The 20,210-nt window shown below is 58.8% G+C and carries 27 protein-coding genes and 1 tRNA gene; 14 read left to right on the top strand and 14 right to left on the bottom strand.

Features of this window, described 5'->3' with window-relative positions; translation table 11 throughout:
- The first annotated feature begins 116 nt into the window (after positions 1-116).
- From ACR0EF_RS14930 to ACR0EF_RS14940, 3 genes are all read left to right on the top strand, one after another.
- The gene (locus ACR0EF_RS14930) at positions 117-314 is read left to right on the top strand and encodes a CsbD family protein (protein ID WP_170365257.1); all 198 of its coding nucleotides are present in this window, start codon (positions 117-119) and stop codon (positions 312-314) included.
- A 94-nt stretch (positions 315-408) separates the two neighbouring features.
- Positions 409-1,029: a PRC-barrel domain-containing protein gene (locus ACR0EF_RS14935; protein ID WP_170373027.1), complete on the top strand. Its 621-nt coding sequence runs from the start codon at positions 409-411 to the stop codon at positions 1,027-1,029.
- 154 nt (positions 1,030-1,183) lie between these two features.
- The gene (locus tag ACR0EF_RS14940) at positions 1,184-1,753 is read left to right on the top strand and encodes a PRC-barrel domain-containing protein (protein ID WP_170373028.1); all 570 of its coding nucleotides are present in this window, start codon (positions 1,184-1,186) and stop codon (positions 1,751-1,753) included.
- Between the two features lie 86 nt (positions 1,754-1,839).
- Here ACR0EF_RS14940 and ACR0EF_RS14945 read toward each other — a convergent pair whose 3' ends face one another.
- Entirely contained in the window at positions 1,840-2,589 is a 750-nt protein-coding gene (locus ACR0EF_RS14945; RefSeq protein ID WP_170373029.1) for a Crp/Fnr family transcriptional regulator, read from the bottom strand.
- A gap of 63 nt (positions 2,590-2,652) precedes the next feature.
- On the opposite strand from ACR0EF_RS14945, the gene ACR0EF_RS14950 reads away from it, so the two are divergent.
- On the top strand, positions 2,653-3,051 hold the full coding sequence (locus ACR0EF_RS14950; RefSeq protein WP_170373030.1) for a hypothetical protein: 399 nt from the start codon (positions 2,653-2,655) through the stop codon (positions 3,049-3,051).
- Positions 3,052-3,146: 95 nt separating this feature from the next.
- Here the strand turns inward: ACR0EF_RS14950 and ACR0EF_RS14955 are convergent, their stop codons facing one another.
- Complete coding sequence (locus ACR0EF_RS14955; protein WP_093961670.1) at positions 3,147-3,338, bottom strand: PLD nuclease N-terminal domain-containing protein; 192 nt, start codon at positions 3,336-3,338, stop codon at positions 3,147-3,149.
- 187 nt (positions 3,339-3,525) lie between these two features.
- Between ACR0EF_RS14955 and ACR0EF_RS14960 the strand changes: the two genes are divergently transcribed.
- On the top strand, positions 3,526-4,380 hold the full coding sequence (locus ACR0EF_RS14960; RefSeq protein WP_170373031.1) for a formate/nitrite transporter family protein: 855 nt from the start codon (positions 3,526-3,528) through the stop codon (positions 4,378-4,380).
- A gap of 166 nt (positions 4,381-4,546) precedes the next feature.
- Here ACR0EF_RS14960 and ACR0EF_RS14965 read toward each other — a convergent pair whose 3' ends face one another.
- Positions 4,547-4,831 (bottom strand): DUF883 family protein, encoded by a 285-nt coding sequence (locus tag ACR0EF_RS14965; protein ID WP_170367725.1) that lies wholly within the window; start codon positions 4,829-4,831, stop codon positions 4,547-4,549.
- A 123-nt stretch (positions 4,832-4,954) separates the two neighbouring features.
- Here ACR0EF_RS14965 and ACR0EF_RS14970 point away from each other — a divergent pair, with 123 nt between their 5' ends.
- The 4 genes from ACR0EF_RS14970 to ACR0EF_RS14985 all read left to right on the top strand — a co-directional run bounded on the left by ACR0EF_RS14970 (position 4,955) and on the right by ACR0EF_RS14985 (position 7,862).
- Positions 4,955-5,116, top strand: a complete 162-nt coding sequence (locus tag ACR0EF_RS14970; RefSeq protein WP_093961673.1) for a DUF1328 domain-containing protein — start codon at positions 4,955-4,957, stop codon at positions 5,114-5,116.
- A gap of 51 nt (positions 5,117-5,167) precedes the next feature.
- Positions 5,168-6,793 (top strand): acetolactate synthase large subunit, encoded by a 1,626-nt coding sequence (locus ACR0EF_RS14975; protein ID WP_170373032.1) that lies wholly within the window; start codon positions 5,168-5,170, stop codon positions 6,791-6,793.
- 69 nt (positions 6,794-6,862) lie between these two features.
- A complete protein-coding gene (locus ACR0EF_RS14980; protein ID WP_170373033.1) occupies positions 6,863-7,363 on the top strand; it encodes a Dps family protein in 501 nt (166 codons plus the stop codon).
- A gap of 124 nt (positions 7,364-7,487) precedes the next feature.
- Positions 7,488-7,862, top strand: a complete 375-nt coding sequence (locus tag ACR0EF_RS14985) for a YidH family protein (protein WP_170360284.1) — start codon at positions 7,488-7,490, stop codon at positions 7,860-7,862.
- Between the two features lie 393 nt (positions 7,863-8,255).
- Here the strand turns inward: ACR0EF_RS14985 and ACR0EF_RS14990 are convergent.
- From ACR0EF_RS14990 to ACR0EF_RS15000, 3 genes are all read right to left on the bottom strand, one after another.
- A tRNA-Arg gene (locus ACR0EF_RS14990) sits at positions 8,256-8,332 on the bottom strand.
- A gap of 21 nt (positions 8,333-8,353) precedes the next feature.
- A complete protein-coding gene (locus ACR0EF_RS14995; protein WP_170373034.1) occupies positions 8,354-8,830 on the bottom strand; it encodes a GNAT family N-acetyltransferase in 477 nt (158 codons plus the stop codon).
- Positions 8,831-9,142 (bottom strand): ETC complex I subunit, encoded by a 312-nt coding sequence (locus tag ACR0EF_RS15000; protein WP_093963390.1) that lies wholly within the window; start codon positions 9,140-9,142, stop codon positions 8,831-8,833.
- A 160-nt stretch (positions 9,143-9,302) separates the two neighbouring features.
- On the opposite strand from ACR0EF_RS15000, the gene uvrB reads away from it, so the two are divergent.
- The 3 genes from uvrB (at position 9,303) to ACR0EF_RS15015 (ending at position 13,250) form a co-directional block, all read left to right on the top strand.
- Positions 9,303-11,489, top strand: a complete 2,187-nt coding sequence (gene uvrB, locus ACR0EF_RS15005) for an excinuclease ABC subunit UvrB (RefSeq protein ID WP_170373035.1) — start codon at positions 9,303-9,305, stop codon at positions 11,487-11,489.
- A gap of 8 nt (positions 11,490-11,497) precedes the next feature.
- Positions 11,498-12,397, top strand: coding sequence for an abortive infection family protein (locus ACR0EF_RS15010; RefSeq protein WP_170373036.1), 900 nt, complete (start codon positions 11,498-11,500; stop codon positions 12,395-12,397).
- 151 nt (positions 12,398-12,548) lie between these two features.
- Positions 12,549-13,250, top strand: a complete 702-nt coding sequence (locus ACR0EF_RS15015) for an ORF6N domain-containing protein (protein WP_170373037.1) — start codon at positions 12,549-12,551, stop codon at positions 13,248-13,250.
- On the opposite strand, the gene ACR0EF_RS15020 is transcribed toward ACR0EF_RS15015, so the two are convergent.
- The 4 genes from ACR0EF_RS15020 to ACR0EF_RS15035 form a co-directional block, all read right to left on the bottom strand.
- Positions 13,247-13,600, bottom strand: coding sequence for an MmcQ/YjbR family DNA-binding protein (locus ACR0EF_RS15020; protein WP_170342062.1), 354 nt, complete (start codon positions 13,598-13,600; stop codon positions 13,247-13,249). The two genes, ACR0EF_RS15015 and ACR0EF_RS15020, sit on opposite strands and share 4 nt — an antisense overlap.
- 56 nt (positions 13,601-13,656) lie before the next feature.
- A complete protein-coding gene (locus ACR0EF_RS15025) occupies positions 13,657-14,214 on the bottom strand; it encodes a lysozyme (protein WP_170367709.1) in 558 nt (185 codons plus the stop codon).
- A gap of 27 nt (positions 14,215-14,241) precedes the next feature.
- The gene (locus ACR0EF_RS15030; RefSeq protein WP_170365278.1) at positions 14,242-14,532 is read right to left on the bottom strand and encodes a hypothetical protein; all 291 of its coding nucleotides are present in this window, start codon (positions 14,530-14,532) and stop codon (positions 14,242-14,244) included.
- 160 nt (positions 14,533-14,692) lie between these two features.
- A complete protein-coding gene (locus ACR0EF_RS15035) occupies positions 14,693-15,133 on the bottom strand; it encodes an excalibur calcium-binding domain-containing protein (protein ID WP_170342067.1) in 441 nt (146 codons plus the stop codon).
- Between the two features lie 71 nt (positions 15,134-15,204).
- Here ACR0EF_RS15035 and ACR0EF_RS15040 point away from each other — a divergent pair, with 71 nt between their 5' ends.
- Complete coding sequence (locus ACR0EF_RS15040) at positions 15,205-15,714, top strand: HugZ family pyridoxamine 5'-phosphate oxidase (RefSeq protein ID WP_170373038.1); 510 nt, start codon at positions 15,205-15,207, stop codon at positions 15,712-15,714.
- On the opposite strand, the gene ACR0EF_RS15045 is transcribed toward ACR0EF_RS15040, so the two are convergent.
- Both ACR0EF_RS15045 and ACR0EF_RS15050 read right to left on the bottom strand, forming a co-directional pair.
- Positions 15,699-16,106: a universal stress protein gene (locus ACR0EF_RS15045; protein ID WP_093963399.1), complete on the bottom strand. Its 408-nt coding sequence runs from the start codon at positions 16,104-16,106 to the stop codon at positions 15,699-15,701. The genes ACR0EF_RS15040 and ACR0EF_RS15045 overlap by 16 nt on opposite strands.
- Positions 16,107-16,178: 72 nt before the next feature.
- Positions 16,179-16,499 carry an antibiotic biosynthesis monooxygenase family protein gene (locus ACR0EF_RS15050; protein ID WP_093963400.1) on the bottom strand — a complete coding sequence of 107 codons (321 nt, stop codon included), beginning with the start codon at positions 16,497-16,499 and terminating at the stop codon, positions 16,179-16,181.
- 139 nt (positions 16,500-16,638) lie between these two features.
- Here ACR0EF_RS15050 and ACR0EF_RS15055 point away from each other — a divergent pair, with 139 nt between their 5' ends.
- Positions 16,639-17,304: a hypothetical protein gene (locus tag ACR0EF_RS15055; protein WP_170373039.1), complete on the top strand. Its 666-nt coding sequence runs from the start codon at positions 16,639-16,641 to the stop codon at positions 17,302-17,304.
- A gap of 43 nt (positions 17,305-17,347) precedes the next feature.
- On the opposite strand, the gene ACR0EF_RS15060 is transcribed toward ACR0EF_RS15055, so the two are convergent.
- Together ACR0EF_RS15060 and ACR0EF_RS15065 are read right to left on the bottom strand one after the other, a co-directional pair.
- Positions 17,348-19,633, bottom strand: a complete 2,286-nt coding sequence (locus ACR0EF_RS15060) for a glycosyl hydrolase family 28-related protein (protein WP_170373040.1) — start codon at positions 19,631-19,633, stop codon at positions 17,348-17,350.
- 142 nt (positions 19,634-19,775) lie between these two features.
- Entirely contained in the window at positions 19,776-20,177 is a 402-nt protein-coding gene (locus tag ACR0EF_RS15065; RefSeq protein WP_170343260.1) for a DUF4864 domain-containing protein, read from the bottom strand.
- Positions 20,178-20,210 lie beyond the last annotated feature (33 nt).

Consider the following 20,210-nt stretch of genomic DNA (forward strand, 5'->3'; position numbering starts at 1 on the left):
ATACCGTCAGATCGCCCTTGCACGTTGTCAGTTGCAGAAAAAACGCCGCCGCCCGGAACCAGCTCGCGTTTGGCGCGTTTCACTGACAGCGACGAAGCAATCGAAAGGAAATTACGATGAACTGGGACCAAATTCTTGGACGCTGGACCGAATTCAAAGGCAAGCTGATCGAGCGTTTCGGCGAGCTGACTGATGACGAAATCGAACAAGCGCGCGGCGATCGCGAACAACTGGAAGGCATCATCCAGAAGAAATACGGAGACTCGAAAGAGGACGTTCGGGAAATCGTGGATCGCCTGATGAAGGACATGTAGAGCAAAGGTGGATGCACATATCGCGTGGGGTGGCGTCAAACCAACGGCGCCCCACACACTCCCAAGATCGAGCCCAAAGGTAATTAAGAGCGCCATGAAGCTGTCTGACCTCATCAACACGCCCGTTGTCTCAGCTGGAACCGACCACGCAATTGGTCGTGTTTCCGATATCGCCATCCGCGCTGGGCAAACCGAGTTGGAGTACGTCTTGGTCAATCTGAGCGTGACCGGGGGGAGTGACCCGGTGGCGTTCATGGCCGATACGCTCGATTTTGGCGCAAGCGAGATGGAGTGCGCGTTTTCCCAACAGCAATTGGATCACCTTCGCCAGCGCAAAGACGACGAAGATCCCCTTGCAGTGGACATCGAAGGCCTGCCGCCCCTGGTCATAGGGCCGTTCGGCAACGCGATCGCGCCGGTTGTGATGGGGGCGGTCCTGAATGACACCCTCCGCAAACGCCCCCAACCGACGCCACCCGGTAGCAACTTCCGATGGTTTACGAAGTTGCAGGGCAACCCCGTGTTTGACTCGACTGGTGAGTTGGGCAGATTCAAGGATATTGAGTTCGACCCTGACACCAAGGCACTGCGGTTTCTTCTGATCGACGGGCGACCAGATATCCTGAGTTTTCCATTCGCCGAGTTACGCAATATTCCCGACGACGAACACTACATGGTTCTATCCAGGTCTTCTGACCCGCTGCACCCGGTCTGAGTATCTGGACACGGCTTATCAAACCGCGCAGATGCGCGGTTTTTTCTTTTTAAAACAAATATTTTTGCATTCTTTTGGGAACAAGTCGCGGCGTCATTCGTTTGTTCAACAAGACCGCGGGAAATGCGGTCAGAACAGACCAAAGGAGTGAGCTATGAAACGTTTTCTGACCACAACTTCGATCGTTCTGGTGATGTCGGCATCGGCCTATGCAGAAAGCTCGAATGTCGAAGAAGTCGGCAAGAACCTGGAAGAGGCAGCCGAGGCAGCCGGTGATGCGCTGTCGAATACCGCGCAGGATATCAAGAACGCTGCGCAGAACACGGCGGAAGACGTCGACCAGGCAGCCGAAGCAACCGGTGAGTACATCAGCGAAAAAGCTGGGCAGGTGGCCGATGCAGTCGACCCCACCACCATCGACATCGAGGGTTATGTCCCCGTTGCCCAAGGCACCATCCCGGCCGAAGATCTGACCGGCATGCGCGTCTATGACGTCTCGCAAGAGTGGATCGGCGAGATCGAAGAGGTCGTCGTTGACATGGACGGATCGGTCGATGGTGCCGTGATCGGCGTCGGCGGGTTCCTCGGCTTGGGGGAAAAGGATGTTCTGATCGATTTCTCGCGCGTGTCGCTGATGCGTGAAGTCGATGGTGATACCACCTATGCCTTCGTTCACGCGGACAAGGAGATGCTGAAGGACATGCCGGCCTACGAAGGGTCGTAAACGGCTCCTCAGTCGCAAAGCATGTGATCAAGCCGCCGGCCGATTTTTCGGTCGGCGGTTCTTTAATTCCCGTCCATCCGCCGCGATCAGATCAGCGGTCGTGGAACGGCCTCGGTGATTTCGACCAAGCCAAGCTCGGCCAGACCCTCAAGATCGTTGATCTGCAGCACATTGTTGGACCACTCGGCAAGGCCCAGATCCTTCAGCCGGCGCAGGGTCTTGTTCGTGTGAACCAGCGACAAGCCCAACGCATCTGCAAGATCCTGCTGCCGGTAGGGCAGCGGACACCGCAAGCCTTTGGCCAATCCGACGGCCTGCGACCTTGTGTAGAAGCGGTGCAGGCTCCACGCGATCTTCTCGATCGCGCCGCGCTGGCCAACGGTTGTCAGGGCGTCGCCCAGGAAATGCTCTTCGACGGCTGCCAGGAATGTAAGGTCAAAGGCCCGATCAGGCTGGTTCTGATATAACTCGAACAGCCGAGAGCGATTGAAAACGCACAGCCGCATCGCGGTTGTCGCTTCGACCGAGTGCCGCATCTCGCCCATGACCCCAGCCTGCAACCCGACCAGATCGCCTGGAAGCACAAAGCCGATGACCTGCCTGCGACCGTTTTCCAGCGTTTTGTAACGAACGCCCATCCCGCTCAGAACCGTGAACAGATGCGCGGATTTCGCACCCTCGATGAACAGCTGTGTTCCGGGTTCGGCCTGCATCTCGCCGGTTTTGAACCCCTGCATGAACCGCAGGTCGTCTCCCGAGAACGGCAGGAAGACATCCATCTGCCTCAGCGGACAGTCCGCACATGCGATCAGAGAAATTTTTCGTTTCTGTGTCATAGTTTATTGCGGCGCTGCGGGATTGCCCTACGGTGGCATCGAACAGATTTCAGGATGGTATTTATGGAAGCCTCTTCCCGCAGCGTAGCAGATGTTTTAATTGTTACGGAAAACTTTATCGAAGCAGCGGACATCAGTGACGCCATCCCCGGAGTTTCGCCCGATCGCATTGTCCATATCCGCGAGCTGCACGCGGGCGGGCATTTCTGGCAGGACCCCGAATTCGCCCCGGCCCTGAGCGTTCTGAGCTATCGCAGAAGTGAGACGTCATTTGACGCCGTCGCGCGGCTGTTGGTTGAACGCGGCAGTGCACTGTTGCTGCTGGACCCGTCCCCCGAGGTGCAAGCGAAATTTGAATGCGCGACACTGATACGGCCTTTCACGGCCGCAGATCTTGCCCGTACGATCGCAGCCATTGATTTTAGTGGGAACGGCTTGAAGATCGGTTCAGATCCTGGGTGAGCCGGCGCAGGGCGCATTGTGCCCCCAAGATCCTTCAACCAAAAAAGCGCGGCCGATGCCGCGCTTTGATTTTGTACTGACAATTTCCGAACTGATCAGATCGCGCTGCGCGCGGCCTTCGGGCCAAAGATCAGCCAGCAGATGAATCCGATGACCGGAAGCAACAGAACGAAAAGGACCCACAGAATTTTCGCACCGGTCGTCGCAGACGAACCGATGATCGAGATTATGGCCCAGATCGATAAAACCAGGACGATCAGACCGCCGATGCCATATACTTCCACCATACCGAAGTTCCTTTCGAATTACGTGTCGTTGTTCCTACAAGGACACAACGCGATAGGTGGCTGAAAGTTCCCTACAAAGATCTGGGCGTGTTCCCAGTTCTTTCAGAAGGTTTGAGGAACTTTGTACCTGACGGAACCAAAACGACCGGCAGAACGTTGGGTTTGAAGGTCGATACATGGGGTCAAAATGTCCGATAAAAACAAAGCGCCGCGAAAAGATCTTGTCGAGAAAGAAAGTGAGCGCGAAGCGGTCGAAGAAGCGTCCGGCCTGTCTCCGCGCCTGATATTCGAGTCCATCCGCCAAAACGGCGAGGAGGAACTGGACCGCCCGACCAAAGCGTTGTTCTGGTCCGGGATTGCCGCAGGCGTGCTGATCAGCTTTTCGGTGCTCGGCGAAGCGATCTTGCGAGCACATCTGCCCGAAACCAGCGGGCGCTTTCTGATCGAGAACCTGGGCTATTCCCTCGGCTTTGTCCTAGTCATTTTGGGGCGGATGCAGCTGTTCACCGAAAACACGATTACGACTGTGGTTCCAGCCATGATAAACCCGTCCGTTGCCTGCTTCACCAAAACCGCCAGGCTGTGGGCAATCGTACTGGGTGCCAATGTGCTTGGGGCGTTTGCGATATCTGCCTTCCTGATCCATACGCCGGTGTTGTCACCCGAACTCGTCTCGGTCATCAACGACCTGAGCCACCACGCCACCGGCATGGGCGCTTGGGTTGGCTTTCTGCGCGGAATACCGGCGGGGATCCTGATTGCGGCAATCGTTTGGATGCTGCCTTCGGCACAGAACAACGAGGTGCTGGTCATCGTCATCTTCACTTGGATGATTGCGGCCGGTGACTTTACCCACGTCGTTGCCGGATCGGTGGAAATGGCGGTTCTGATGCTTCAGGGGCAGTTGCCAGTAGGCGCAGCCGTTTTCAGCTTTTTCCTACCCGTTCTCGCCGGCAACATCATCGGAGGAACCGCTGTCTTCACGATGCTGGCCTACGCCCAGATCAAACCCGAAATAGAAGAAGACCCAAAGCGCGGCTGAGGCGCTTTGGGTCGTTGGGATGGCGGGCTGGTTGGCGTGGCAGTGACGAATAGCGCTGTCAGCGATTCCTGATGAAAAACCAGATCAGTAGACCGGCCAAACCCAAGCCGAGCATGGCCGGCAATACGTATTCGATGCCCATATCGGTCGCGGTGTACCGCGTGTTCTAACCGCGGTCCGCCTTGCGCAACGCGAGGCCCAGCAGGACACCCACGCCCAACGCTCCGACCATTGCCAAGCCCGGGTTCTCGCGCACGAATGCGGCACTTTTCTCGGATGTCTGTGTCAGCTGCTTTTGCGCCTCGTCGCGCGCCGTCTTCAACGTGTCACGCGTTGCGGTTACGCCATCTTCCAACGCTGATTTTGCCTCCTTGGCCACTTCGTCAATCCGCGCCGCCATCTCGACATGGGGAGTGTCCTGAGGGGCCTTCTTCGCCGTTTTCTGTGTCATGTCAGATCTCCTTTCACCGACCCAACGCGAGCGGTCGCCGATGGTTCCACCAAAATGATCCGGAACCAATCTGGGGTTCCAAGCGTTGACCCGTCAGTAGTTACAAAAATGAAAGGAAATCCCATGTTGTCTTGGGCGCTGATCTTTTTCGCACTTGCTATCGTTGCTGGCATCTTCGGGTTTGGCGGCATCGCGTCGGCCTCGGCCGGTATCGCGCAGATCCTTTTCGTGATCTTTCTGGTCCTGTTCATCGGTTCGCTGATCTTGCGGCTGATCCGTGGGTAAGCCCCCGCGCATCCGCACTCCCTGAAACAGTACCCCGAGGTTCAAAGCCCTATGAAAGATGCCGTCCATACCCAAACAGCCGCCGAATTGCTGATTGCCTGCCTGGAAGCCAACGGCGTGACCTGTGCATTCGGTGTTCCGGGTGAGGAAACAACCGATCTGATCGCCGCATTCGACAAATCGAGCATCGACTTCGTCCTGTGCCGGCACGAGCAGTCGGCGGCGTTCATGGCATCGGTTCACGGTCGATTGACGGGGAACCCGGCGGTATGCCTCTCGACACTTGGACCTGGTGCGACCAACCTTGTCACCGGTGTGGCTGACGCCACGCTTGACCATGTGCCGCTGATCGCCCTCACGGGACAGGGTGCGCGGTCCAGGCTGGGCCGCGAAAGCCATCAGATCATCGATCTCGAAGCACTCTTCGCGCCAGTCACCAAGTTGAGCCGAACGCTGATGGTTGCGGATGAAATTCCCCAAGTCGTGGCCGAGGCCGTGCGGTTGAGCAAGCTCGACAAACCCGGAGCCGTCCATCTTTCCCTGCCCGAAGATCTGGCCGAGGTCCCGATTCTGGCCGAACCTTTCGTGGCCCCGCCGCCAGCGGAGGTACGACCGGCAGCCGATGCGATCATCCGTTCCGCGCGCCTGCTGGCTGAGGCGAAAAAGCCCTTGATCCTTGCAGGACACGGGGTGATCCGATCCGGCACCGCAAGCGACGTTCGGGCACTTGCGGAAAGCCTGTCTGCCCCGGTCGTCACGACATTCATGGCCAAAGGCGTTCTGCCTCCGGGGCACCCGCTCTCGCTGCATTCGATCGGTCAGCCGGGCAAAGAATTGGCATCAGAAGCCTTCGACCTGTGCGACCTGATCATTGCAATCGGGTTTGACCCGGTTGAATATCCACCCTCGAACATCTCGATGGGCGGTAAGAAGCCGGTTCTCGAGATCTCGGACGTGGCCTCGACTGTTGATGTGGACTGGCCGGTAAAGGCCGCTCTGACAGGCGACCTTCCGCACTGCATCGACGTTCTGGTGAAGGCCACGGCCGAACGTCCCACGCAAAGCTGGTTCAAAGGTCTCCAGCGGAGGATTGAAGCCTCGCTGGAAGGTGGACCAACAGCTTCCGATGCCGCCTGTGTCGCGCCGTCGGACATTTGTCAGGCGATTTCCGAAACGCTTCGCGACAGCGACGTTCTGTTGTCTGGCGTTGGCCTGCACAAGCTTTGGGTCGCCAGCAAGGTTCAAGCACGCCGGGCGGGTCAAATCATCATTCCGAACGGTCTGGCCGGTATGGGCCTTGCGCTGCCCGGAGCGATTGAGGCTGCCCGTCTGTTGGACGAGGGTCGGGTGATCGCCGTTTGTGGTGATGGGGACTTCCTGATGAACGTTCAGGAGATGGAGACGGCGGCCCGGTTGTGCGTGCCCATTACCGTTCTGATCTGGGAAGACAACGGCTATGGTCTGATCGACGAAAAACAGCCAGGTGCGCGCGAGTTTTCCTTCGGCAACCCCGATTGGGAGTCACTGGCCCGATCCTTTGGCTGGGTCTACCACGATATCGAAAGTCACAGCAAACTTGCTCCTGCGCTGCAGGCGGCGGCTGACGTCGCCGTTCCGACCTTGCTGCGGGTGTCAATCGACTATTCCGCTGATGGCGGGATGCCCACCGTCACCTGATTTTTCCGCCGAAAGTGGAACAAAATCCGGTTTTGGACGTTTCTTCCCCAGTAGAAAAAAGGAGTTGTCATGACCGACGCATTGAACGTTGTCCCGAACGAAAACCCCGTTTCCACTGGCGTGCGCGACACCGCGCCCTTGGCCAAGGGTCTGGCTGATGTTCTGGCCGATACCTACCGGCTGACCTTCAAGACACATGCGTATCACTGGAACGTGGAGGGCCCGCTGTTCTATTCGATTCACAAGCTGACCGAAGAACAGTACGAAAACATGTTCGCCGCCGCTGATGAGATCGCGGAACGCATCCGCGCGCTGGGTCATCTGGCACCCTCGCGTATGTCCGACATCCTCGAATTCTCGGCCATCAAAGATCGCGAAGGGGACCTGTCCGCCGCCGACATGATCGAAGATCTGGCTGCTGATCACGAACGAGTGGCGCACCGCCTGCACGCCCTGACCGAGCTTGCAGGAAGCCGCAAAGACGTCGTGACCGAAGATCTGGCGACCGAACGTTCGGCTTTTCATGAGCAGGCAGCGTGGATGCTGCGGGCGATCTCCAAATCAAGCTGACGGGGTGCCCGGGCGCGTGTGTCGTTTTGCGACCCAACCGTGCGCGTTTAAGGTCTTGCGCAGGCTTGCCGAAAAACCGGCAAGCCTGCACAATTCAATCTGGTGACCAGTCCAAAGGGCGGCAATGTCTGGAAAAAACACGAAAAGCCAAAACTTGGCCGAGGAGCGGACCGACTGGGCCGAAGACCGCACGATTTTGGCAAATGAGCGCACATTTGCAGGCTGGATGAGAACCGGAATGGCATGCGTAGCCATCGCCCTTGGGCTCAAGGCCGTATTTTCCGCCGTCGAGCCCGAGTGGCTGGCGAAAGCCGCAGCCACTCTTTTTGTGTTGATCTCGCTGCTGATCTATTGGGGAGCCTGGATGAACGCCCGCCGCGTATATTCCCGATTGGAAGCGCACAGCGCCCAACCGGCATCTCGCTTCCACTTGCAATTGGTTGTTGGGAGCCTGTCCCTCGGATCAATCGCATGTTGTCTCGTGTTGTGGCTTGTCTAATTGAGGTGGCCCGTTCGATTTTAAGATCATCGCGGGCCTTCGGTCCATCGGGCGATGCTTTCTGGTGCAGGCGGACGTTAGCCAATGCGCTGTGTGGCCTGACGGTAGTGTAGTGGAGACGCCATTGCACGATCAGGGTTTCGGCTTGCTTTGCCGCCGCAGCGGGTGCAGTCCCCGCCTGGGGACAAAACTTCGGCATACCGGTCCAGATGATCAGGCAACGGCTTGCGGCTGTGCTATCGGACCCGGTCAGATTGAATGAACCGCCGCATCGCGAATAAGCCGTTGAAAGATCAGCGCTAAAGGCAAAGCAGGTTCGAGCGCAATTCCAAAAAACCGCTTTTTTGTCGCAAAAACCGACTTTGGATCTCGAACGTCACTTGGATCAGTAACTGGCGATCCCGGAAGGACTCGAACCCTCAACCTGCTGATTAGAAGTCAGCTGCTCTATCCAGTTGAGCTACGGGACCGCTGGGCCCTTCTTGATCGGTTTAGAGCCGGGGTTCAAGAGCCAAGCGCATGAACGCGCTGTTGGGATCGTCGTGATACCCAAAGATCGGACCGCAATAGCTGTATCCCAACGCTTCATAGAGTTTGCGTGCGGCGTCGTACTCGGCCAGATGGGCAGCGCCGGTTTCCAGAACCAGAGCAGAGATTCCGTCGGCGCGGGCGCTTTCGGCCAGGTGGTTCATCATCGTCCGCGCCAACCCGCGCCCACGTGCTTTGGCCAGGATATGGACGGACTTCACCTCGGCCGTCCCGTCCGGCAAAGCCTTCAATGCGCCGCACCCCACAGGCTCGTCGTCGTCGAACAGGGCCCAGAACCGAATATCCGGCCCAGAGAGCGCCTCGGCATCCATTGTGTGATTGCTTTCGGCGGGTCCCGCGGTTTCGCTGTGCGCGAAATGCGCCTCGACCACCGGCCGCAGGGCAGCCGAAGTCGGATCCGCCTCGCGGATGTCAATCATTCAGTGGGTCCAGGGACCGCGGCGGTCTGTTGCAAAATTCTCGCCATACCCGCGCTGGCGCAGGTTGGGTTTGCGCTTGTGCGGTTCGCTGACCAGAACTTCGATGCCATGATCCTTGGCATAGTCCAACGCTTCTTCCTTGGTGTCGAACTTCAGGCGAACCTGGGATTGCGTGTCCGAAGACGATGTCCAGCCCATCAGCGGATCAACCTCGCGCGCCGACGCAGGCGCGAATTCCAAAACCCATTTGCGGGTCTTGGCCATACCCGACGTCATCGCATTTCTTGCAGGCTGGTAAATCCGTGCGCGCATGTCGCCTCTCCATACTCGGTTGGTCGCGACCGTTTATGCGTCAGAGTGCGGGCGGGGACAAGATTGCAAATGCCGCAGGGCCATGCAAATGACCGGCGCTGCAGGGGTTGCATGCGGACAAAATAAGAACAAATGTAAGAAGCCCAAGCGGAGCCTGCCGATGCCCTATGCACATTCTGACAAAACCCAGCTGACCGTCGACGATGTCCGCGCCCGCCTGAAGCTCGAGGGCGGCAAGCGGTTCGTCATGCATACGGAGTTTGCACCGGCGGGTGACCAGCCAACGGCCATCAAGGAACTCGCCGCCGGTGTCCTGGACGGCGAGCGCGATCAGGTGCTGCTGGGTGCCACGGGCACCGGCAAGACCTTCACCATGGCCAAGGTGATCGAGGAAACCCAGCGCCCCGCCATCATCCTGGCCCCCAACAAGACGCTGGCGGCCCAGCTTTACGGCGAGTTCAAAGGCTTCTTCCCGGACAACGCGGTCGAGTATTTCGTCTCGTACTACGACTACTACCAGCCCGAGGCCTATGTGCCGCGCAGCGATACCTATATCGAGAAGGAATCGCAGATCAACGAACAGATCGACCGGATGCGCCACTCGGCCACCCGGGCGCTGCTGGAACGCGACGACGTGATCATCGTGGCCTCGGTGTCGTGCATATACGGCATTGGATCGGTCGAGACCTACGGGGCGATGACGCAGGATCTGAAGGTCGGGAACGAATACGACCAGCGGCAGGTGATGGCCGATCTGGTGGCCCAGCAATACCGCCGCAACGATCAGGCCTTCCAGCGCGGCAGCTTCCGGGTGCGGGGCGATTCCCTGGAAATCTGGCCCGCCCACCTGGAAGACCGCGCGTGGAAACTCTCGTTCTTCGGCGAGGAACTGGAGGCGATCACCGAGTTCGACCCCCTGACCGGCGAGCGCACCGACACGATGGAGCAGATCCGCGTCTACGCGAACTCGCACTACGTCACGCCGAAACCGACGATGCAGCAGGCGATCCTCGGCATCAAAAAGGAACTGCGCCAACGGCTGGATCAGCTGGTGGGCGAGGGCAAACTGCTGGAAGCGCAGCGGCTGGAACAGCGCACAAATTTCGACCTAGAAATGCTCGAAGCCACCGGCGTCTGCAACGGGATCGAGAACTACTCGCGCTATCTGACCGGCCGCGCACCGGGCGAGCCGCCCCCGACCCTGTTCGAATTCATCCCCGACAACGCCATCGTCTTTGCCGACGAATCCCACGTATCCGTGCCGCAGATCGGCGGCATGTATCGCGGCGACTACCGGCGGAAATTTACGCTGGCCGAACACGGGTTCCGCCTGCCCTCCTGCATGGACAACCGTCCCCTCAAGTTCGAGGAATGGGACGCCATGCGCCCGCAGTCGGTCTTTGTCAGCGCCACCCCGGCCAAGTGGGAACTGGAGCAGACCGGCGGCGTCTTCACCGAACAGGTGATCCGCCCCACGGGTCTGCTGGACCCCGAGGTTGAAATCCGCCCCGTCGAGATGCAGGTCGACGACCTGTTGGACGAGGTGCGCAAGGTCTCGGCCAAGGGGTTCCGCACGCTGGTCACCACGCTGACCAAACGCATGGCCGAGGACCTGACCGAATACATGCATGAGCAGGGCATCAAGGTCCGCTACATGCATTCCGACATCGACACGATCGAGCGGATCGAAATCCTGCGCGACCTGCGGCTGGGGGCTTTCGACGTGCTGGTGGGCATCAACCTGCTGCGCGAGGGGCTCGACATTCCCGAATGCGGGCTGGTCGCCATTCTTGACGCGGACAAAGAGGGCTTCCTGCGATCGGAAACCTCGCTGATCCAGACCATCGGCCGCGCCGCCCGCAACGCCGAAGGCCGCGTGATCATGTATGCCGACCGCATCACCGGCAGCATGGAGCGCGCGCTGGAGGAAACCAACCGCCGCCGCGCCAAGCAGATCGCCTATAACGAGGAACACGGCATCACGCCCGAGACGGTGAAGAAGAATGTCGATGACGTCTTGGCCGGTCTCTATCAGGGCGACGTGGACATGAACCGCGTCACCGCCACCATCGACAAACCGATGCACGGCGCCAATCTCGAGGCCCATCTGGACGGGTTGCGCGACCAGATGCGCAAGGCGGCCGAGAACCTGGAATTCGAAGAGGCCGCCCGCATCCGGGATGAGATCAAGCGGCTCGAGGCGGTCGACCTGGCCGTCGCCGACGACCCCATGGCGCGTCAATGGGCGGTCGAGAAAGCCTCGGAAGACGCGGTGAAATCGCGTGGTCGTTCAACGGCTGGACGACCGGGGCAACGGGGTGGGAATGTGAAGCGACGGAAGAGGTAGAGCGTTGTATGGCAAAGTTAAAACATTACCAAAGAGATCAAATTCGAGATTGGTTTTGTCCTAAACCAGGGTACGTTTTAAACTTTTCGAACAAAACTTTTGCAGAATTTTTCGACGACCACTTTGAGATTAACATCTATTCAGACGCATTTAGTGAGAAGGGCACGTCCAAATTCAACCGGCTTCTTGCATTCATAGAGTTGTCGCCCCCGCATCTAGTAATTGAGTTATTGAATCTACTTTGGAAACAGAAAAATTCGGAACGCGATGACGAGATTGAAAGAGCGACGCAATCACTGCAATCAGACGCATGGAGCTCCAACCCTGAGTATGTCGAGGCGCTGCTAAACTCTGCCGCCTTGGAGGACTTACCTTTTGAAAAACTAATCCCTGAGCTTGCAGCACTTCCTAGCCATTCTGCTGCACCGCACTTGATGAGGATCAGTGCAGAGTGGACGCTTGATACTGTGGAAAGAGAGTTTCAAAGGGCGTTTGAAAACTTGGAAAAAGATCCTGAAGCAGCCGTCACAGCGGCGTGCTCTATGCTTGAGAGTGTGTGTCGCTCGGTATTAATCTCAAGGCAAATGGAACTCCCGAGAAGCTTGGATATTAAGTCTCTGTACAAAGAAGTTCGTGAACCGCTTGGATTGTCACCTAACAAGGACATAGCTGACACAAAAATCGAAGCAGACGTAAGAACCGTACTCAGTGCGTTGTTTAATACCGTTCAGGGCATTGGAGCACTGCGTACTCATGCTGGAACGGCTCATGGAAGAGAGCGCGGGTTTAGAAGGTTAGATCCAAGGATAGCACGCCTTGCCGTCAGTACAGCTACATCAACCGCTTTGTTTTTAGTCGAAACATGGGAAAAGCGCTTCCCTAACGACAAGCTCCTTAGCGACAATTGACCAAGCAAGTGTAGGATGGGTGCTCGCACCCGTCTATTCCGATGACGCACCATGATGGGTGAAATCACCCATCCTACACACCTCCACCCTTGCACCCTTCCCCACCCTCCTCCACGTTTGAAATCACAAATTGTGATTCCAAACGGTTGCCATGACGAACACCTTGCCCAGCACGCATGAGGTCCAAAGCGCCATTCACCGGGTGCGTGGCACCCGCGTGGTGCTGGCCGAGGACTTGGCGCGGTTCTACGGAAAATCCGTCAGCGCCTTCAATCAGGCCGTCTCGCGCAACAAGGACCTGTTCGAAGGCTACCGCTTTCAGCTGACCGATGCCGAGGTGGCCGATTTGACATCACGGAATGTGATTTCAAAGCCCAAAGGCCGCGGCGGGCGGCGGGTCAATCCGTGGGTCTATACCGATTACGGCGTGGCCATCGCCTCGACCCTGTTCAAAGACCCGCGCGCGATCAAGATCACCCGGATGATCACCGAGGCCTTCGTCGACGGCGCCAATGCCCTGGCTGAAACCCCGCGCAGCGCGCCCGAGATCCTGCCGCCCGAAGGCACCCCCGCCCCGCTGCTGCCCAATGGCGAGCAATTGCGGGCGCTGGCCGAAAACATCCTCGATTCCGGGCAACAGAGCCTGGTCGACTACATCGCCAACCCCACCACCAAGCGCCAGCAGGCGGTGGCGACGATCATGAAGACGCTGGCCGAAACCGCGGGCGAAGAGGTGCGCACCCAGCACGAGCGTCTGCGCCTGCGCATCGCCGAACGGTTGGCCGCGGGCGACTATGCCGATGACGATGACCGCAAGCGGCTGATCGAACTGCTGCAGGCGATGAAGGGCTAAAGCCCCAGCTCGGCCCGCATCTTTTTCGTCAGCTTGGCCACGACCATCTCGTAGGACGTCACGATGTGGTCGCGCAGGGACGCGTCGCTCATCCCGCGTTCGTCGTAAACCTGCAGCCATTTCATGCCGCGCGAGGCCAGATAGGGCGCGGGCCGGATGCCGGGCTGATCCTGCAGCACCTCATAGGCCAGGTCGGTGGCCTTGAAGGTAAAGGCGTCCTTGCCGTCGTTCCATCCGCAGATCGCGAACACCTTGCCACCCACCTTCCACACATCCGCATTGCCCCACTGCACGACGTGGCTCGTGGCCTTGAGAGAGGCGCAGAAGGCGTTGAATTCGTCTCGGGTCATGACGCCGATCCTGACGGGCCGGCAAGGATTTCGCAAGCAAGCATGACCTGTCGGGCCTAACCAAACAGGTCTTGCAGAACGTCGCCGATTTGAACCGTCGCCGCGCTGGACCAGTCTGGCCGATAGGACGGTTTTCGCACCTGGTACTCGGTTCCGGTGCCCGTGCCCGACCAGACGCCATCGAAGAACAGAGCGCGCTCCTTGCGCCGCCGTGGGCGTATTTCAGGCGGCCGCCGCCAATACATGATCGCGCGTCGAGCACCGGCCACATCTCCGGCCTTCCACCTGCGCACCCAAACGGCCCGGTCTATGGCCCCGGTGTTGTAGTGAAAGGACAAGGCCGCGCCCAACTGCGCCTCGGTCAGGGCGTGGCCGGCAAAGGCCGTTTCCACCGCAGGCAGATAGTTGGTGCGGATAGCCCACTCATACACTTCAAAACAGCGCCGCAAGGTCTGGGGGTTGTCCAGATAACGCGGCCAGACCGTGTGGCCCGAGGCCGACGTGATCCCCACACTCCAGGTCCAGACATCAACGGAATCCAGATAGGCCTCGCGCACGATCGCTTCGTGCGCGATAAGCTCGGCGGCAATACGCGGTGTGATCTTGTAAGGCATCAGGCCATCCCCGGGTGGCGGCCGATGTCACCCCTTTTCCCAATGGGCGATGACATCATACCCCATCGGCGTCGGAGGTCCTTCAAGATACTCGGCAAACTGGCCCCACAACTCGGCAACCTTGGGGGCGTTTGCGTTTGATGTCGCCTCGCTTTCGACAACCGAGATCACATAGCCGCTGCCATCCTCGTTCATCACATTCGTAAAGCAGTGCATACCGGGCATGCCCATGATCTGATCCTTAAGATCGTTCATTCGGGCCGTGGCGGCCTCACGGGTGCCGGGCTTCATCTTGAACTGGGTAACGCGTGCAAACATGGTTGTCCTCCCTCGCATGGGGTCCAGACCCCGAACCGCGGCAAACTGCCAGCGGACGGTATGATCCTACCACGTCCTGCCCAAATCACGCAGGGACACAGGCAACGCGGTCATCTGCGAGAAAAGGTTCAACCATGAAGATAGGCGTCTTCAAGGACCGTCACGGGCGGACAAATTTGGCGTTTCCGACAGCCCGGGGTTTGGGCGCCGCGCTTTGCGTGGACGCAGGAGCCTGGACCGGCACAGCCGACCGCGTCGCGGCCCGGACACTGGACTCGCATGCGATCCCGTCGCCGTCAGGGTCGTTGCGTTTGTGGTACCCAAGCTGTCCCTCGCGCATCGGTCCAAGACCAACGGAGCGAGCCGCGTCGCAACCAGCCAGCGCCACAAGGTGCATCACGGCTTCGGTCCGCTCCAGATCCGAGGTCCGGAGATATACGCCCAGCGCGATCATCCCAGTCGTCAGCGGCAGGGCCAGCACCATCAGCAGAATGCGCAGCGGGGACAGCGCATGTCGGCGCAGGGCATCAGCCTTGCGCTGCCGACGTGCCAAGCGCGGATCTGGTGCGGGTTCGTTGTATACGGTTGTCTTCAGCTTCATAAACTTGGCGATACACCAACTATGTGGCAAAGCCGAGGCATCGGAATGACGCAATCCAGCGAGGGCGCCACGTGAACACTCGAAACCCATTTCAACCGGTCGACAAGACTGCGCGGGAACTGGCCCTTGATCTTATCACGCAGGCCCGTTTTGCTGCGCTTGCCGTGGTACATCCGGACAACGGACTGCCGTCGATCAGCCGCATCGCACTGGCCACCGACAGTGCTGGATGGCCGCTCACCCTGATCTCGGATCTGGCGGAGCACTCACGCGCGTTGGAGGCAAATCCGGCCTGCGCGTTGCTGATCGGCGAGCCCGCTGACAAAGGTGATCCACTGACCCATCCCCGGCTGACCCTGCACTGCACGGCGCGCCCGATCCCACGGGCGACCGAGGAGCATACCGCGCTTCGGGCAAGCTACTTGTCACAGCGTCCGAAGGCCGGACTATATATCGACTTCGCAGATTTCCGTTTTGTGCGTTTCGAGATTGTCGATGGGCTTCTCAATGGCGGGTTCGGCAAAGCGTGGAAGATGACACGCGAAGACCTTTGCCCGCCATCAAATCAGCGAACGACGTGAACTGCGCAACTGGCGTGGCGCACCACATGTGTCGCGGTCGAGCCGAGCAACAGATCCTGCATCCCCGGTCGGTGCGACGCCATAATGATCAGGTCAGGTTTGTTGGTTTCCGCCCAATCCAGAATCGTGCGCCCCGAATGGCCCTCGACCACAACGCCCTTTGCGTTCGGCAGCTTGGCGGCCAGAATGTTCAGCTCATCCTGGATCGCGCGCCGCGCTTCGGTCAGGTATTCGGCCGGCATGTAAGAGATTGCGTAGTCCGGAATATGCTCGACAACATGCAACAGGGTCACTTTGGCATCTGGCGTCGCCAACAGCTTGGCCAGTTTCAGCGGCCCCGACGTGTCACGCTCGGCATCGAAGGAAATCGGGACAAGAATATTATGATACATGGCTGGCGCCTCCTTGAGTTTCGCGTTCAGATAGCAGTAGCCAAAGTCTTCTGACCTTGATTCAGGTCAGGATCAGTCAAATGTTTCGGCCACGTCGTACATCACCGGCTCGAAGCTTTTGCATAATTCGTTGATCTTGCGGTTGCGCTCGCGCATTTCAGGCGTTCGCAGCATGGCCAGAAAGTCTTCCCGCCGCTCCCACTGCGAATAGTTCGCGATGCGGGTCTGGGCATCGTTGACATGCAGTCCGGCCGCGACAAAACCGGGCTGCTTGGAAATGAAGTTCGCATAGGCGTCGGTCAACGCTTCCAGCAGGTCCTGGCAGGTTCCGGGGGTCATTTCGAAAGTGGTGATAACGGTCTGAACACTGGCGTCTTTTGATATCTTCGGCATCGGTCATCTCCCTTGTCTGACCCAAGCCTAGCACAGGTTATTCAAACGTCCTGCCTTTCGTTGAGCTGGCGCGAAAAAGTTTCCGAAAAATGAACCGAGCGCTAACCTTCCGTTAACCAAGGTTGATGATCCTGCGCAAATGGACCGCCTGATCGCCTTCCTGTGTGCAAGTCTTGTGTTTTCGACTCCGGCCTTGGCCGGGGCATGGCTTCGTGAAGAAGGCGCCTCGTTCACATCGTTGGCCCTGACGGCGTTTTCCGAGCCCGGGAAGGGCATCCGCTTCAAGTCCTCGCTCTATGGGGAATGGGGAATGCGCCCAAATCTGACGCTGGGTTTGGACGCGGAAGAGCATCAAGAACTCTACGGTCACGCCGTGGTGTTTGCGCGCCTACCGGTTGCCGAATTTTCCAACGGTGGGCGTCTGGCGGCCGAGTTGGGTGTCGGCGCGCATCACCGTGAAACCCGCGCATGGGCGATGTACAAGGCAACCCTGTCTTGGGGCAAAGGATTTCAGGCCCGATATGGCAGTGGCTGGCTGGCGGCTGATGCCGCGCTGGAGTACCGAAGCCATGACGCTCTGATCCGAAAACTGGACCTGACAGTGGGTTTGTCGTCGCACCGTCGGGTCAATCCCCTGCTCCAGATCGAAACGTCCTATGTACCTGGCCGCCCGCTCTATTGGAGCGCGCGACCCTCGGCGATGTTTCGATCCGAAAGCGGCCCCAACACCTGGATAATCGGGGTCGAGCGCAACGCCACCCGGGACAGGCCAGGCCTGAGATTCGCGCTGTGGCGCGAGTTCTGAATGCTGCGCGCCGGCCGCCCCAAAAGCGACCGGCCGACACGGATCAGACCTCGATCCGCATGATCACCGAAACTTCACCACTCAAGGCCTCGGACCAACGCAACTTGATCTGGTCCTGGTTCGTCCCTTGCTGCAACTGAACATAGGGGGCCGTATAGCGCAGAGTTCCAAAGGCGGTTCTCAGCCCGTCCAGCACGACGACGCTGTCACAGCTGCGGGCCTGCCCACTAAAGGGGAATGCACCATCCGAGTCCACCGTCCAGGCAGAGGCCGCCGTATTCTGTTCGTGTCGGACCCGCAGCGGGTTCGCGGTCTTGAGTGTCACGTTGTGATACGTGTTGTCTGCGAACGTGACATTCACATGCCGATCAGGATTCAGATCGGCAAAAGTTGTATCAACCTTGTCCACGCGGTCGATTGACCCGTTCGCCGTTCGGAACTTGTTGCCCGTGACCGTCATTCCGTTCAAAAAATGCCCGACGCCATGCGGGCGCACGACGATATAGGCGAACCACGGGGCAACGTCACTTGAATAGAAGATGTTGTCGGTGATGCTCATGGCGCTGAAGGAATAGCCCGAGGTGTAGTCGGGTTCGGCATCGCGCTCATTGCTCCACTCGATGAAACAGTTGTCGATATAATTGTCGGCGATCGAAGAACTGTTGTAGGCCCCGATCATCACCAAACCCGCATTGCGCACACCGTTCGGCACGCTGCCGCCCTGAAAGAAGTGGTTGCCCAGAACCAGGTTGTTGTCTCCGCCCAGAACCGCGAAGTGGTGGAATCGAACGGCGCGGTTGTGGCGCAGCTTGACGTCGTTGGCATTGGCGTTGATGGCAATCGAACTGCGGTCGGGCACGTCCAGAGACTCTTCACTGGACAGGAACTGGCAACCGTCGATCAACATGCCCTGGCACCCCACCCCGATTGAAGTGATGCCGCGATCCAACGGACGGCTGACAAAGCAGTTCTTCAAAACGAACGTGTTCCCGCCCGGCGACAGGCGGATCGCGCTGCAGCGCCCGTTGCATTGAAACTCGATGTCTTCCATGGCGAATTTCTGGAGCGCACTGAAGCCCGAGAAATCCAACAGGTACTTGAAAGCAACGAACGTGAATGTCTGCGTGCCAGCCGCATCATAGATAGGTGCGTTCAAGGTGATCTCACCGGCACCTTCATCCTTGGACCGAACATAGATCTCACGTCCAACGCCGCTGCCCTGAACCAACGACCCGAGCGGGATATTGGCCACGTTGGCCACACCGGACAACTTGTAAGGATCCGCCAGATCGTATGTTGCGACAGAGGTAAAGGTCTCGGTGTCCCATGAGGCGCTGCTCTTGACGTCGAACTGCCCGTTGCGGATCACGCGGCGAGTGGAGTAGCTGCCGCGATTGGGTACGGCGGCCTGCATGTCGATCGGCTCGGACACCGAGATCTTGCGGCCGCCCAGGTCCAGCGATTCATGATCCGAGTTGTTCAACAGCGCCTGAAACGCCTTTTTGAAGGCCAGGGCTTCATCGCCGAAGGCGGAGATGTAAGTCGGCAGATCGAAATTCTTGGTCAGAAGAAGCATCTTGTCATCAGGCATCGTGACCGTGCCCTCAAAGTCGACCTCTGCGTCCAGCCCAACATCCTGTGCCAGGTGGTAGGTTCCCTGCGGCACATAGATGCGGCGACCTCTCGCGGCTTGGTCTGCCGCCTCGAACGCGGCCGAGTCGTCGGTCACACCATCTCCCAACGCGCCATAGTCCCGCACGTCCACAAGGCTGATCATGTCGCGCAAGAAGACCCCGGTGACATCGGTAATTTCGATATCATCGATCCGAACGAGCGCGCCGTTTGCCCCCTCGATATCGAGGCCGAAATGCCCGTATAGCGCCGAAATGCCCCAAGGCATGTCCACGCCCGGCCGCTGCCCAATCCCGACGATGGCGGTGACCTCGTGCACCACGCCATAGCCCGACAGCTGGATGGCCGGGCCCTGTTCGGTCAGTCCGGAAAGGTGCACGTCGCCGGCCCCTCCGGCCCATCCAGCGATCCGGACCTGCGGCAATGGCCCGCTGATCGCTTTGACCCGCGCCTTGATCTGCAAATAGCAGCCCGGCAGAAGCGGCGTCTGCCCCATGTACCGCAGTTGCTGCGTGGCGTTGACCTTCAGTATCTCAAGACAACCGCCAAACTCCGCATCTGCAGGCACGAACACTCCCGTTCCAGACCCGTCATAGGTCGGTGAGCCCGGAGTGCCATCGCCGCTGGACCACACATCCAGACCATTCGCGAATTGCGGCGGCGTGAAAACGATGCCGTCGGTGATTGCCTTGTTCATTGAATACCCTTTCCCAAACGCGCCCACTCTTCAGGCTATGGCGCATGCCAAATTCCGGATCCGGAAGCCGCCCGGACACGCTGGTCTGAGTATCGAAAAGGGATTAACCGTCGCTCATATCATCGTGACGGTGGGTGTTGCATCAGGCCGACGGGTCGGAATTGCCAAGCAGCTGCACCCCGTTGATCTTCCAGCCGTTTTCCAGCTGGACCATCTGATAGTCCAGGATGTGAACCCGGCCGTTCGCATCCACCACCATCACTTTCTGCCACCAGAACCCTGAGATCTGCCGCAATTCCAGAAATCGGATCTCAGCCGGGCGCCAGACCATTGGATAGCCGTTGCGCACCATCGCGCCAAAATTCTCGGGCGTGCGGAACATTGTCTGGATGTTGGGGCTGGCGAAGGTGAAGGCCGTGGCGAAGTCATCGGCCTTGAAGGCTTCAATCTGTGCCGCGATATTGGCTTCGATGTCGCCACTTTGGGCAACTGCGGCTGTTGCCAGACCGGCACTCAGGGAAACTGCAAGCAAAAGTCGACGCATGGGGCCACCTCCTGCCGGAAAAGTAGCCCCATG

This window comes from Ruegeria sp. CG8 (assembly GCF_056537165.1).